Origin of the sequence: Legionella worsleiensis, from assembly GCF_001467535.1 — a bacterium.
Lineage (GTDB): Bacteria > Pseudomonadota > Gammaproteobacteria > Legionellales > Legionellaceae > Legionella > Legionella worsleiensis.
In genome coordinates this window covers 1-13,156 of the sequence record NZ_LNZC01000007.1, presented here as the reverse complement: position 1 = coordinate 13,156, position 13,156 = coordinate 1, and the positions used below count along the sequence as shown (strand labels likewise).

Genomic DNA, 13,156 nt, shown 5'->3' with positions numbered 1-13,156 from the left:
CCTGACAAAGTGCTCCAATAGTCACTTTGCCAGGATGCATACTGGGTATGATGCTGAGATTGGATCAATGAATAAAACGAAAAACAAAGATTAAAAAGCAGGAAAAACACTCTATTTAATTGAAATTATCGCAAAATAGCTTTACTATTTGCGCAAAATTTTAAACGATACTATTATGACCAAACAAGCAATTATTATTGGAATTTCTGGACCGTCTGCATCAGGTAAAAGCCTGCTGGCAAATACTATTGTAAGCGAACTTGGCTCCGAACAAGTCGTTGTTATCTCGGAGGATGCTTACTACAAAGACAATGGTCACATGCCCTTCGCTGATCGTGAAAAAATAAACTACGATCATCCAGACTCCTTCGATCATGCCCTGCTATGCGACCATCTTCGGCAACTAAGAACGGGTAATGCTGTCGATATTCCTATTTATTCTCATTCAAAACATTTGCGTCTGCCAGAAACCAGAACCATTGGGCAACATGCAATTATTGTTTTGGAAGGAATTTTACTGTTCAGTGATAAAGCGCTGCGGGAAATTATGGATATTCGCATTTTTATGTCCACTCCCTTGGACGTTTGCCTGACTCGCCGTTTAAAACGAGATGTTGTTGAGCGTCATCGATCCTTTGAATCGGTACTTCATCAATACGAAACCACAGTCAGACCCATGTATTTGCAATTTATCGAGCCATCAAGCCGCTATGCTGATATTATCGTACCACGTGGTGGTGAAAATAGAATTGCTATAGAAATGATTCAAGCTAAAATGCGTGAATTACTCGCATCACATACTACTAAATAAGCGCATTACGAAGGAGACTACGGTGGGATTTTTATCTGGAAAAAAAGCATTAATAATCGGGTTGGCAAGTAATCGTTCCATAGCTTACGGAATTGCAAAAGCATTTCATGCTCAAGGCGCTGAGCTTGCCTTCACGTATCAAAATGAAAAATTACAGTCTCGGGTCGAAACCATGGCCGCCGAGTTTAATTCCAATCTCACATTTCCTTGTGATGTAGCTCGAGACGAAGACATAACCGCTTTATTTCGCAATCTGGGGACTCACTGGGATAAACTGGATGTATTGATTCACTCCGTTGCCTACGCCCCTGCCGATCAGATCAGCGGTGATTTTCTCGAGTGCTCCAACAGAGAAGGCTTTAGAATAGCGCACGACATTAGCGCCTACAGCCTGGTAGGACTGGCTCAGGCCGCATTACCCATGATGCAAGAAACTCAAGGCTCTATCCTCACGCTGAGCTATTATGGAGCTGAAAAAGCTGTTCCAAACTACAATGTAATGGGTATAGCCAAGGCAAGCCTTGAAGCAGCTGTCCGCTATCTCGCAGCAAGCCTCGGACCAAGGGGACTTAGAATTAATGCCATATCAGCAGGTCCAATAAAAACCCTCGCTGCAGCTGGAATTAAAGATTTTCGTAAGATTCAGGCAGCCTACGCAAACATTACACCGCTGCAAAGAAACGTAACTGCCGATGAGGTAGGAAATACCGCCGCATTTCTATGTTCAGACCTGGCATCCGGAATAACCGGTGAGGTAGTTCATGTAGACGCAGGGTACCATGCCGTTTCTACAATGAGTGAATTAGGACAATAACTCCGCCTTTGCTCAAACGCCATTGAGTATTAGCCCATGCGATGATCGTATGGACTGATACTCTTTGACATTATTATGTTTAGGGTCTGTTGTCATTCACCTCTGCCTACGTGCCGTGGCTTGTCAAGAGAACCTAATTTCTACAAAAAAATAAAGCGGTTGCAAACAAATAGCCTGATTGGTTTAATGACACCAATCAGGACAATTTAAAATCTTTTTTTCCAAACCATAACTTAACACATCATCCATAACATTTTTTTTTCCTGTTCATCCCGAAAATCAGTCCTATTGCTGGATGGTATAGATTATCGGAAAACATTTTGAGAATATTCGATAAAAATCTGGAAAGCAGGATATTTATCCAGCAATGGCATTCAACCAACACTAACAAATACAGTTGAACGATACCCTGACTTAATCTAATCTTGGGTACTAGCAAACAGATTAAATTTTTTAAATTGATAAAAAAATCGATAGGGCAATCAATTATTATTTTAGGGGTGTTAATTACTTACACACTACTTGGTTATTTATCGATAAACGATCAGTTCAAACTTGATTTCAGTACTTTTTATTCATCCTTACAGGCATTAAGTCATGGCAATAATCCATACGCATCCTTAACAGCCGACTATCTAGCAGTTCCCAGAACACTGCCTCATAATTTGTGTCCTCCTTTTTTCCTCATTCTAACCTATCCTCTTGGATTGATGAGCTATCATCCAGCTCTGCTGTGTTGGTTGCTTGTGTCTTTTATTTCTGGGTTAATAGGCGCTCGAATAAGCTTTTCTATGGTTTTGAATCAAAAAAGTTTAAGCCAATATGGTTTTTTATTGACTCTTTTTTATTTGATGCTTTTTTCAACCATCATGAATCTTGCTATAGGCCAAATAGGCTCATTATTGTTTTTATTTGTCATGGCCGGTTACCATTTTTATTTAAAAAAACACTATTATTGGGCGGGTATTTTTTGGGCAACTATCATTTCAATCAAACTGTTTCCTGGATTATTGTTTTTTTATGCATTGGCAGAACGGCGATTTAAACTAATACTGATTATGCTTGGCTCATGCTTATGCTTTTGGGCCATTCCCTTTATCCTGTATGGTGCGCAACTGTATCTCGATTACTTTAACGTTATGACTCAAGTAAGCTGGTATGCCGACAGTTGGAATGCCAGTATTTACGGTTTCTTATTTAGACTGTTTACGTTCAGCTATTATGTACCTAATGAAATGCGGCAGCAAATTAACCTGATTTATTTATTCGTATTTCCCCTTGTACTCGGTATTTATTACTGGTTGCTGAAGAGCTCTCCCCCAAAAAACAGCATCCATTTGATCAATCATTACCGATTTTGCCTCACTCTGGTGTTTATGCTGCTGCTTAGTCCTCTGGGTTGGATTTATTATTCCTCATTATTAATTCTGCCCCTGGCTTTGTGTTGGTTCAACGAGGTACCTACAAACACTTCCGGAAAACGTCCTTCGAAAGCTTGGTTGTTTTGTTTCTTTTTGATTAATTGTCCCTTTGATTACGTAGCAACAGGATTTACTCCCTCTTTGCTAATGCGGATAAGCATTTACTCACTTCACTTTTACGGTCTTTTGCTACTGGCTTATCTGATGTCTAAAGAAAAAAAACTCATGGGCAATAACCTATTAAATTCAGTGCCAGTATCAGGCTCATTCATAGCAATCCTGTTGATTGGCATGATTATACCCGCAGTCAGTTTTGTACTTATATTCAGCAAACAATAAATTCATGAGTTACTATTTTTTATCAACCCACAGCCAAAAGATATATTTTTGAACCAAAAGATCATAATATAGACATTAATTGCAAAATTGAATATAATCCTAATTAAGAAAACTTTATTGGGGTATTTTATGACTTACACAAAAAAAGAGCTAAAAAAACCTGTCGCACTGCTGGATGTTGATAATACCCTAATTTTTGGAGATAGTTCCGCAATTCGCTATAACGATGTATTAATAGAAAAGTTAATTGCTGAAGGAATCTTGGATGTTTACCTGTTTACCTCAATGCGAATTACTCAGGAACAGATAAATGACCGTTTAAGGTTAATTGAATATTTAAAAACCAAGGAATTAACCGTTCATGGGGTCATATCAACATGCGATATTCTTTGGCGTGAAAGAGAATTAGCTTATGAATTTCAACAGGAATTCGATCAACAAATCATAACCCATGGTAATTCAAAAACTACTGATGAAATAACCAGAGAGCTTTTTTCAAACGATCGTTACAAACCACTTTTGAATATAGCAAACACTGAAGCAGGAATTGCATTTGAAGAAGGTCAAAACAATCTTCCTGCAACAAAAGAACAAGAGACTAGCCTGGTAAACGCCGTTGGAGTAGTAATAAAATATTTACATGGTAATTCTGATCACGAAAAAGGGACATTACTCACCGCTTTTCTTAGCAAGAAACCCGAATGGGTTGGTCAAGTGGTTGTTGTAGATGATGGAAAACCCAACATTGATGCCGTCAACTCTGCTGCTCAAAAATTACCCAACGAAAGTGTAATAGCAATTCATCACGCAATAACGACTACAGGAGCCAATGGGCGTCAAAGGACAACTAAAGAATTGTCTAGGGAACAGCTTGATGCAAAGTTTTTACCGGTTCAAAAAAATACATTCCTCATGAACCTGGACAAATACACTACAGTAAGAGAGCAACACGATGAATACAAACACAGTTTTTTCTGCATAGGCTTAGGACACAGTAAAACACAGAAAATAGATGCTGTTAATGCGCTGAAATCAGCAATAAAGGATCCGACCAATGCCTCTAGCATCACTGTAGAGCAACTCGCTGCATTAAGAAATGGTGAATTAGGTAAGATGATACGTTCATTTGTCAAAAAAGGTGGAGCAAATTCAATTCTTACTAATGAGGAAAACTCCATCACCACAGTTCGTGAGTTTGTTCAAGCGCTCAATAACCGCATCGAGCAAAACAACAAACCAACTGCACGCATCGGATGATGGAATTCATTTTATGGCCTTATAAAATTAAGGCCAGCTATACTGAACCGGTATATTTGATGCCTGCATAAGCTCCCATCAATCCAAAATCTGAATTTGGCCGCGTGTTGAATGTCAACGTTTCCAAACTAAGATCATTTTCATGCAATGGACTGAAATAATTAGCGACCATATAACCCAAATCAAAGATTAAGTTACCCTGGGTCATTCCATAGGTATAAGTAGCACCTATTTTAGCCTCAAGCTCAGGAACCAAAGCAAGATAAGATGAGCGAACCGGTCGACCTGTTTGATTGAACGGTGCATTATCAGAATACTTGGTGTCTCCAGCAAGTAATGCGGTTGCTGCGTTAGCATAGATCGCAAAACCATTCAAAAAATCATAGGACAAATCTGTGCCTATTCGAGGACCCGCCCCACTAAACTTATATCGGTTTGTTATGCTGATGTCGCCGTTAGACGCATCATCTGGAGGCAGTAATCCCGAAACGATTTGACGTGCTATCAAAGTAACGTCCACATTGGCGTATTGCACTCCTCCGTGAAAACGGATGTTTTTATTAGCACCAAAATCTACATGCTGTCCAAACTCAACATTGACCTGATTAAAATCAGAGCCACGATATCGGTAATCAATAATAGTCGCTTGGGTCTGACCAGCAACTCGTCCAGGAGCCGGATTAATTCTTAAATCATTGGGCTCCTGCCAATAGGTCCAGTTCAGAGTCAAATCGTTTCCGGTATTGAAATGATAAGCCCCTTCCAAGCGAAAACCCCATTCAAAATTATCAGGGTATTTTTCAAAAATACGAACCCCGGATCCACTGCCAATATTGAGATTATTTAACTCGCTATTACTGTACATTGATTGTAAATAAAGAGCTTGGATTCCAATATCCCAAGTCGTTTGTTCACAAGGAACCGTTGCGTTTCCAGGGGTACAAACTGGACCCATAGTTCCTGAGAAAACGGAGCTGCTCCCTAGAACAAGCAGCGTAAGTGCTGTTTTTTTAAACATCCTTCATCCTTATCCTGATTAGTTTCCTTTGTAAAAATACACAAATTTTGAACAATCCTTTATTGCCAATTCCCACAGTGAAGTATCTGGTTAATATCAAGGAATATGATTAACTGATGAAAAAATTAAGAGATTAAAATAAACCTCGTATTTTCCACTGCACAAGCGGGATTGAGCGTTAATGTTCACTTTTTGCAACAAAAACGCAGGTATAGTACCCACATCAGCAGGTTATTTCAATTAATAAAACAGATATTAATCAGCAACATAGATTTTTATTTAGCCTATATGAACGCATTCATCAGCCATGCCTCCTATGATAATTCATTAAAACTGCTCTATCAGTCAGATTCATGATTATTTGTATACGAAGTAGAAATAACATCGAAATTAAAAATCCTTAACCTCATGATTGAATTCTGTTTTTTTTAAAGGTATATTTCTTCCCGCTAAATAATAAGAATAATAAAGGATGATTATGAAAAAACATGTTTTTGCTTTATGTTGCATTGCTTCATTACCTGCTGCTGCAGGAACAATGGGAGAAATTTCCCATCCTATGCCTTGGTTTGCTTCAATTGGAACAGGTTATTCCTGGACTGAGCGCTCCGGTATCGTAAATCCTGAGCCTACATTTTGGGATAATGCGGCGCAAGGCTACGACGGTGAGTTGTCTAATGAAGGTTTTTATACATTCACAATTGGAAAACAGATTCACCGCTACATTGATTTAAGCGTCAGTTATTACAATAACGAAGATATTGATTACCAAATCTTCCAAACTGGAGCCAGCGGCACCCCTGGATTCACAGGTTCTGTAAGAAACCGTTTCTTTACTCTGAATAATAAATCAGTTTTAGCGAATATCATTTTACACAATGATTCAGCGTACCAAACACCCTGGTCACTTAATGTAATGCCCTTCATTAGCGGTGGTATTGGTGCAGGTTATAACAAAGTCAATAACTTCCATACTGTAGGCGTAATTCCTTTACCTACAGCTAACGTAGGTTCTACTACATCAATAGCCTACCCTGTAAGCAATACATCGTTTGCCTGGCAAGGAAGTGTTGGTATTAACATCCAACCCGATGCAAGTCATTTAAGCGCTAACATTGGCTACAGATACTTTAGTGGTGGTACATTCAGAGGTCCTGGTTACGTTTACACCAACAGCGATGGCTGGAGTTATGGAATTCCATGGAAAGGTACCCTGGAAGCAAACCAACTTTTTGTTGAATTTAAATTTACAGCCTAAAAAATATCTCAATTGGCAGCGTAATAATTTACGCTGCCTTTTTTCTTAGAAAGTGCGCCCAATTCTTTGCACATCACAAAATCAAATGCCCCCAAAGTTTTTATAAACCTGAAGTTCATCAAACCATAAAAAACCTCTTTACTAGCTGCTTTTAGCGCATATCTTTTGCTTTTTAACTCAAAATTAAGCAACAAATAAGACACTAATTTTAAATCAAGAAAAAACACTGTTTAAAACTGCCTTTAGTTATCTGGAAAAAAGCCATATAACAAAACATGATGTTCATCATAAACTTCTCCTAATAGTTGAGCCCTATCATTCTATCCATACGGGGTTAATCTAAAACTACATGGAGCCGCAAGTGAAACAATAGATAATAGACACAATCGTTAAAGCGAAATTAGCCAAGGACATCATCAAGTGCAAGTGCTGCCGGGATAATTTCTGTCAAAATCAGGCAACCAGGAAGGTAGAATTTTTAAAAGCCGGCATGATTTGCATATAGATACGCACCCCTGTTGATTTAGTCTAATATTTTGATTAAGATGAAATGTATTTGATTATTTTTCATAAAGTTAAAGTATAAATTCTATTTCAATAACAAAATAAATAAGGACATATCATGTTAAAAAAATTGTCGTTTTCTGCTCTTGCTATGGCATCAGCTGTTTCCTTTGCCGGTACTATGGGACCAGTTGTTCAAGATTCAGGTTATAGCTTTTTTATCGGTGGTGCCGCTGGTATTGGTATGCTGCAAGGCGACTATACTGGGTATAATCCAGTAAACACAGACACTCATTATGCCAGCCTCGGTGATAACAGCTTTATAGGCGGCGGTTTGTTGGGTATTCAAACCGTTTTGGCCAACAATGTGTATTTGGCTTTGGTTGGAAATGTTCTGTATAACAGCCAGGATAGCGTTCAACGCTCCAGTACAGGTCCTTCAACTAATCCTGTAAGAAATCACGACGTCACTGTTAGCAATGATTTCCAATACGGTGGTAACATCCGCTTGGGTATGAAGATGGGTAATGCTACTCCTTACATCCTGGGTGGTGTTGAAGCAGGCAAATGGGAGTTAGGCCTCGGAAATATTAGCTCTACCTGGAATAGAGGTATTGCACCATTATCCGGTATAAATTACAGCAAAACCCTTACTGGCGGTCAAGCTGGTGCCGGTATTTTAGTTGCTCTTAACAACAACTGGAATATGGGTATGGAATATGCTCATACATGGTTTGGTGATGTGAATGTTGATCTTATTGATGGTGTAACTGCTTTTCGTTGGAATCATAAAGCAGACATCCAACAAGATCAGGTTCTGTTCTCTCTGAACTACATCTTTAACGCTTAATATTTTGATACAAACACTTTTTTTATTTAATTTCTATCGCTCTAAGATTTGAAATAAAAATTCCAATACTGCGCATTTATGCGCAGTATTGTTTAACGCTGTTTCTCCTTTTTTTCAATCACTCCCCTGCACTTTCATTGATCTGGTGATCGCAAAGGTATTGATAAGGCGCTTCCGGATTTTGGGATAAGGTGAAATAGATGTCATTGCTTTGCGTCAGTGCAATATAACTAGCAAGACATGCCGTAATATAGTGACTGTACACATCGTTGAGTTCAAACCATACTAAAATATAATTGTCTATTCCACTGCGATCTTTATCAATTTTTACCTTTTGAGCGTAAGAATCAATAACAGAAACTTCTGGCTCAATATATTTTTCATAAAAAACACCTGCTTTACTGTAATTTATTATCGCCAGAGGCTTAAACTTATCTGGCGTATTATTAGTAAAAAACAAGCGAACATGATAAGAAAAACTATTAAAACCTGATAATAAGCACACAATAACAATTAATTTTCTCATCCTTAATCCCATCATTTTATTGTAATTTTAAATGCGGCCTATTGAATACTAAAATACAGAATCCTGGCAATAACTTTAGAATTTTTGATATTTAATTTACTTCGATAAATAAACAGTTATAACGTCAAGCCATACGTCAACGTCTTAAGAGCAAATCAAAAAGATATAGAAAAAAGAACAAACTGGTTTGTACACATTTAATGATTTAAATTAGGACAGAGAAGTCAACCGATTTTTGGGAACACAAAAATCAATTAACTCTCATCCATCAATTCAGTAAAAGCAAAACAGATTAAAAGCTTGGGGCCAAGGTATTATCAACGCAATCAGAAACGGCTTTGATTGCATTTCCTAATAAAATACATAAAGTACCTAATAACCCAATACCTAGCGCAGCAGGCAATAAGGCAGCAGTAATAAGCAAACTGGGAATAATCGTCAGTACACCTACTGGGAACAGAAGGTATGGCGTAACATCATAGTCACCATCAGGTTGAGCAGTAAGGCAATTATAAGAAAAGCGGGTTGGTTGTGTTGCCACGTTAAACACACCACCCCAAAAATTAGTGATCACTGACATGCAATAGCTCTGGATAATTTAGATGGTTTTTATTTTATCAAAAAGAAATTAAGCCAATATTAACAAATCAATTGAACAATTAACTACTTATCTACTCTTTTGAATAACATTAAAGGCAACAAATTTTCTTATTAATGTTTGCATATACCACAGATCCGGCTATACTTAAAATGGCTGTTTTTTGCCCAAATAGCACCAATAAGTACCAAGGAGATCGATATGAAGATCAAATCAACATTAGTTGGATTAATAATCGCTGCTTCCATGGTTATTGCAGCAGGGCCTTTACAAGCAGAATGTATTAACCCGGAACCAGGATGGCATATGGTTTCTAAACATTGCAACTTTAAAAATGCCGATAACTGGCAAGAATATGCCAGCGGTATCTATCTACAACCAGTGCCTGGAGCTTTTCTAAAATAGATTCGGGACACAGTTATATTTTCACTAACCAATGGGATCACATTCTATATGATCCCATTAAACATTTCATGGTCTCTGAAAAGCAGCCAAGTATTCATGAGTTCTAATTTGTCTTTTCACAAAAGATCATCCAAAAACGTCTGTTTTGATGCAAATTAAACAGTTTACGAACCTTATGTTATTATTAAGCACTTTAAATTCATCAAAGACAGCTGTATATGCCTTTCAATATCGAACAAGAAGCAATCAAAGAAGAGCAAAGCATCCAGACCCTTCGTGATAGCGCTTCATTTAAAGCCGCCGAAACGCTTGTCAGGCTCTTGGCCTCACGTTATTGTTTGCAACAAAAAAAAACTAATGATTCAGTTCACGCAGCATCTTCTTCTACTGCCTCGTCTTCCCCCGATCCAATAGTAACGACTGATTGGCGTGATAATCAACAAGAGCAAAAGCAAATGTTAACAGAGGATACTAGCCTGCTGCATCAGGCTGATAAAACATATCCTGGCACTTTGACAAAATGGGTAGATCCACTTTCACCAAAAGAACTGATGTCTCTGTTAAACTTTAAAGACGATAATGGTACCACCGTGCTGCAGCAGGTGATAAAAAACAACCCTAAAGCACTAAAACACGTTCTGTTGCTCTTAAATGAAAACGACCGATTTATTGCCGTAATGGAAACAAATCATAAAGGCAACACGCTCCTGCATGAAATATCAATAAATAAGCCTAAATTATTGATAGAAATTGTTGACTGCCTCTCAGAAACACAAAAATCAGACGCAATCATGGCAACAAACGAAGATGGTGATACCATCTTGCATCTGATCGCCATGACTTACCCTAAAATACTTCTTCAACTCATTGACTACTTGCTGTTGGAATTAAAAGAAAATGTAGTGATGAAAAAAGGCAAGGACGACTCTACTTTGCTGCATCTTGTGGCACTTGATTCCCAGGCATTAACGCAGTTATTTCAGCTAGTGACCAAAACAGCAAAAGCTGACGCTGCATTAGCATGCGATAAGAGCGGCAATAACATGGCGCATTGTGTATTTTATAATTCCAATAGCCTGAAACTGTTTTTAGACTGGCTTCCTAAACCTGCATACTTTGCGGCTTTAACGGCAAGGAATAAAGAAAATTGTGTTGTGCTGGAACAAATTACACGACACAACCCCGAACTATTAATACAAATTCTGGATTCTTTTTCCGAAACACAAATACATGCCGCAATACTGGCAAAGTACAAAAATGGCAACACTCTATTACACGTGATTGCCCAAACTCACCCGGACTATCTTATACGACTTCTGGATTATCTATTAGAAGATGAAAGAACTCCCGCTTTGAGAATACCGAATGACAATAACTTGAATGTATTGCGTCTTCTGGTAGAAACAAATGTCACAGTCCTGATAGAGCTAACGAACTACCTGCCCACAAGAGAAAGAGTAGCCTCAGTAGCACATCAAAATCAGCAAAGCTCTGTTGATTTGTTAGTTACAGCTCAGAATACCTATAGCCTATCATCCTCACCTGCCTCCTCATCAGTCTCAGACTCTTCGCCAACCCACGGCAGATTTTCATTGTTCAGAAGAATGGAACATGCGCAACAGGCTGTACAAAAATCTGAAGGGGATAGTAAAAACAAATTAGCTAGACTCCTGAAGAGAAGCAAACCTAATGCTTCTGAGCTCCGAAAAATTGCAAAAACTAATCCCGATCAGTTGATCCCCATTCTAAGATCGTTTTCCGAGAGTGAAAGGCACACTGCATTGCTGGAAAAATACGAAGACGGCAACAACCTATTGCACCTGATCGCCTTTTACCATCCCCTCTTCATAAAACACGTGCTGAATTATCTGCTAAAAGATAAAAGAATGGACGCTTTGATGATACTTAATGGCAATGGATTGGACGTATTACACATCCTGGCAGAAACAGACGCCACAGCCTTAATCAGTCTTCTGATCTACCTACCCCCAGAAAAAAGAGCAACTGCTGTAGAAATTAAAAACACACTTGGTGAATCAGTAGCACACCAGGTGGTACATGATCCTGCGTTGATAAAAATACTCATGGAGTGCCTGCCCAAATCTGACAGAGTTGGCGTGGTGACTTTATGTAATAATAACCAAATGTCGTTGCTGCATTGTGCAGTATTGTATCCAGATTCTTTACACCTGCTTCTGTATTACCTACCCCTAAAAGAAAAAGCAGATGCGGTGCAGTTCTGTAGTCTTGGCGATGGTTATACCCCTATAAAACATGCTAAACATCTGTCGAAATTTGAATCACTTCGCATACTCGAAGCGGTTGATGCACAAAAAAAAATAAAAGAGGACGCCCCAAAAAAAACAGAAGAGGCTGCGCAAAAATATTTCAAGTCATTTATACCCCATAGAATTAAGTCCTCACAAACCTCGTTATCCCTCTCTGATTCTTTTTCAATCGAAGGTATGAATTCGTTTGTTGTAGTCATAGATAAGGAGCAACACATTGCGGATACAACTGAAAAGGAGAGCGAGTTGGATGCAGTTAAAGTGCAAAGTCCTGCCTTATAAACAACGAGTGGCAATTGGGCATGATGCGATCTCTGTGCATGCCCTAAACACCTACGCACAAATTTTACTTAAACTGATATCACAATTAACCCTCATTTTCTCTAGCTAACGCATGAGAAAGTAAAACAACAGTTAAAACGCATCACCCATCACCTCTCTCATCCAAAAAGCGCCAGTTCTTTTCATATTGAACATTTTACATTCCTCGTGATAATGTAAAGCACTTTAAATTTTGCAAAGTCCATAGCGCATGCCTTTTAATCTTGATCACCAGATACTCGAAGAAGCTCAACAAAAACAGAGCACTCACAATCATGTCACCTCAAACGCTGCTGCATTGCTTGCCATCCGGCTCGCTGGAACATATTTTTTGCAAGAACACAACGCCCGTAGCTCCAGTCAGGCCGCATCCTCATCTTCGGTTACCGCTGCATCCTCCTCTTCTTCTACTGAAGAACACTCATCCATGACTCTTGGGATATCCCAAAGTTCTGCTGGACGAGAAAAAATGCGGCGTATCAGAGCACGTTACGAACGCAGAGCCAAATCATCGGTGTTGGAACCTTCAACCAGAGGCTGGCTCAGCACAATTTTGGATAACAATATTCTCAATAAAGAAATTGACCGGGTCACGCTGGTGGAAGAGCATGAGGGAAAGCGGGTTTCCACCGTATGGTATCTGCCGCTCCCCGAAGTTTTTTCCCTAGTGCTGTGCGCACTGATGGATAAACACGAGCAAGCATGGCCTGTACCTCCCGGCAGTACCGCAACCAAGGAACGACTGC

At 38.9% G+C, this 13,156-nt stretch carries 13 protein-coding genes; 9 read left to right on the top strand and 4 right to left on the bottom strand.

What is annotated here, in order from left to right:
- The first annotated feature begins 175 nt into the window (after positions 1-175).
- The 4 genes from udk to Lwor_RS04265 all read left to right on the top strand — a co-directional run bounded on the left by udk (position 176) and on the right by Lwor_RS04265 (position 4,642).
- Entirely contained in the window at positions 176-811 is a 636-nt protein-coding gene (gene udk / locus Lwor_RS04280) for a uridine kinase (RefSeq protein ID WP_058492674.1), read from the top strand.
- 22 nt (positions 812-833) lie between these two features.
- Entirely contained in the window at positions 834-1,625 is a 792-nt protein-coding gene (locus Lwor_RS04275; RefSeq protein WP_058492673.1) for an enoyl-ACP reductase FabI, read from the top strand.
- 458 nt (positions 1,626-2,083) lie between these two features.
- Positions 2,084-3,385, top strand: a complete 1,302-nt coding sequence (locus Lwor_RS04270; protein ID WP_058492736.1) for a glycosyltransferase family 87 protein — start codon at positions 2,084-2,086, stop codon at positions 3,383-3,385.
- A gap of 129 nt (positions 3,386-3,514) precedes the next feature.
- Positions 3,515-4,642, top strand: coding sequence for a hypothetical protein (locus Lwor_RS04265; protein ID WP_058492672.1), 1,128 nt, complete (start codon positions 3,515-3,517; stop codon positions 4,640-4,642).
- A gap of 37 nt (positions 4,643-4,679) precedes the next feature.
- On the opposite strand, the gene Lwor_RS04260 is transcribed toward Lwor_RS04265, so the two are convergent.
- Positions 4,680-5,660, bottom strand: coding sequence for an Lpg1974 family pore-forming outer membrane protein (locus tag Lwor_RS04260; RefSeq protein ID WP_058492671.1), 981 nt, complete (start codon positions 5,658-5,660; stop codon positions 4,680-4,682).
- A 478-nt stretch (positions 5,661-6,138) separates the two neighbouring features.
- Here Lwor_RS04260 and Lwor_RS04255 point away from each other — a divergent pair, with 478 nt between their 5' ends.
- Positions 6,139-6,918 (top strand): outer membrane protein, encoded by a 780-nt coding sequence (locus tag Lwor_RS04255; protein WP_238584621.1) that lies wholly within the window; start codon positions 6,139-6,141, stop codon positions 6,916-6,918.
- A gap of 8 nt (positions 6,919-6,926) precedes the next feature.
- Here Lwor_RS04255 and Lwor_RS04250 read toward each other — a convergent pair whose 3' ends face one another.
- Positions 6,927-7,145, bottom strand: coding sequence for a hypothetical protein (locus Lwor_RS04250; RefSeq protein WP_058492669.1), 219 nt, complete (start codon positions 7,143-7,145; stop codon positions 6,927-6,929).
- 395 nt (positions 7,146-7,540) lie between these two features.
- On the opposite strand from Lwor_RS04250, the gene Lwor_RS04245 reads away from it, so the two are divergent.
- Positions 7,541-8,272, top strand: coding sequence for an outer membrane protein (locus Lwor_RS04245; protein ID WP_058492668.1), 732 nt, complete (start codon positions 7,541-7,543; stop codon positions 8,270-8,272).
- 118 nt (positions 8,273-8,390) lie between these two features.
- Here Lwor_RS04245 and Lwor_RS04240 read toward each other — a convergent pair whose 3' ends face one another.
- Both Lwor_RS04240 and Lwor_RS04235 read right to left on the bottom strand, forming a co-directional pair.
- Entirely contained in the window at positions 8,391-8,798 is a 408-nt protein-coding gene (locus Lwor_RS04240; RefSeq protein ID WP_058492667.1) for a hypothetical protein, read from the bottom strand.
- A 292-nt stretch (positions 8,799-9,090) separates the two neighbouring features.
- Positions 9,091-9,378, bottom strand: a complete 288-nt coding sequence (locus tag Lwor_RS04235) for a hypothetical protein (RefSeq protein ID WP_058492666.1) — start codon at positions 9,376-9,378, stop codon at positions 9,091-9,093.
- 219 nt (positions 9,379-9,597) lie between these two features.
- Here Lwor_RS04235 and Lwor_RS04230 point away from each other — a divergent pair, with 219 nt between their 5' ends.
- The 3 genes from Lwor_RS04230 to Lwor_RS04220 form a co-directional block, all read left to right on the top strand.
- Entirely contained in the window at positions 9,598-9,801 is a 204-nt protein-coding gene (locus tag Lwor_RS04230) for a hypothetical protein (RefSeq protein WP_058492665.1), read from the top strand.
- A gap of 218 nt (positions 9,802-10,019) precedes the next feature.
- Complete coding sequence (locus Lwor_RS04225) at positions 10,020-12,371, top strand: ankyrin repeat domain-containing protein (protein ID WP_058492664.1); 2,352 nt, start codon at positions 10,020-10,022, stop codon at positions 12,369-12,371.
- Between the two features lie 250 nt (positions 12,372-12,621).
- Positions 12,622-13,156 (top strand): hypothetical protein (locus Lwor_RS04220; RefSeq protein ID WP_157063125.1); only part of this gene is annotated, 535 nt, incomplete at its 3' end.

What these genes read in the sequence shown, in the direction of transcription:
- Lwor_RS04245 (WP_058492668.1), top strand. Translation starts at nt 7,541, where the DNA reads ATGTTAAAAAAATTGTCGTTTTCTGCTCTTGCTATGGCATCAGCTGTT.
- Lwor_RS04230 (WP_058492665.1), top strand. Translation starts at nt 9,598, where the DNA reads ATGAAGATCAAATCAACATTAGTTGGATTAATAATCGCTGCTTCCATG.
- Lwor_RS04225 (WP_058492664.1), top strand. Translation starts at nt 10,020, where the DNA reads ATGCCTTTCAATATCGAACAAGAAGCAATCAAAGAAGAGCAAAGCATC.
- Lwor_RS04255 (WP_238584621.1), top strand. Translation starts at nt 6,139, where the DNA reads ATGAAAAAACATGTTTTTGCTTTATGTTGCATTGCTTCATTACCTGCT.
- Lwor_RS04235 (WP_058492666.1), bottom strand. Translation starts at nt 9,378, where the DNA reads ATGTCAGTGATCACTAATTTTTGGGGTGGTGTGTTTAACGTGGCAACA.
- Lwor_RS04265 (WP_058492672.1), top strand. Translation starts at nt 3,515, where the DNA reads ATGACTTACACAAAAAAAGAGCTAAAAAAACCTGTCGCACTGCTGGAT.
- udk (WP_058492674.1), top strand. Translation starts at nt 176, where the DNA reads ATGACCAAACAAGCAATTATTATTGGAATTTCTGGACCGTCTGCATCA.
- Lwor_RS04240 (WP_058492667.1), bottom strand. Translation starts at nt 8,798, where the DNA reads ATGAGAAAATTAATTGTTATTGTGTGCTTATTATCAGGTTTTAATAGT.
- Lwor_RS04260 (WP_058492671.1), bottom strand. Translation starts at nt 5,660, where the DNA reads ATGTTTAAAAAAACAGCACTTACGCTGCTTGTTCTAGGGAGCAGCTCC.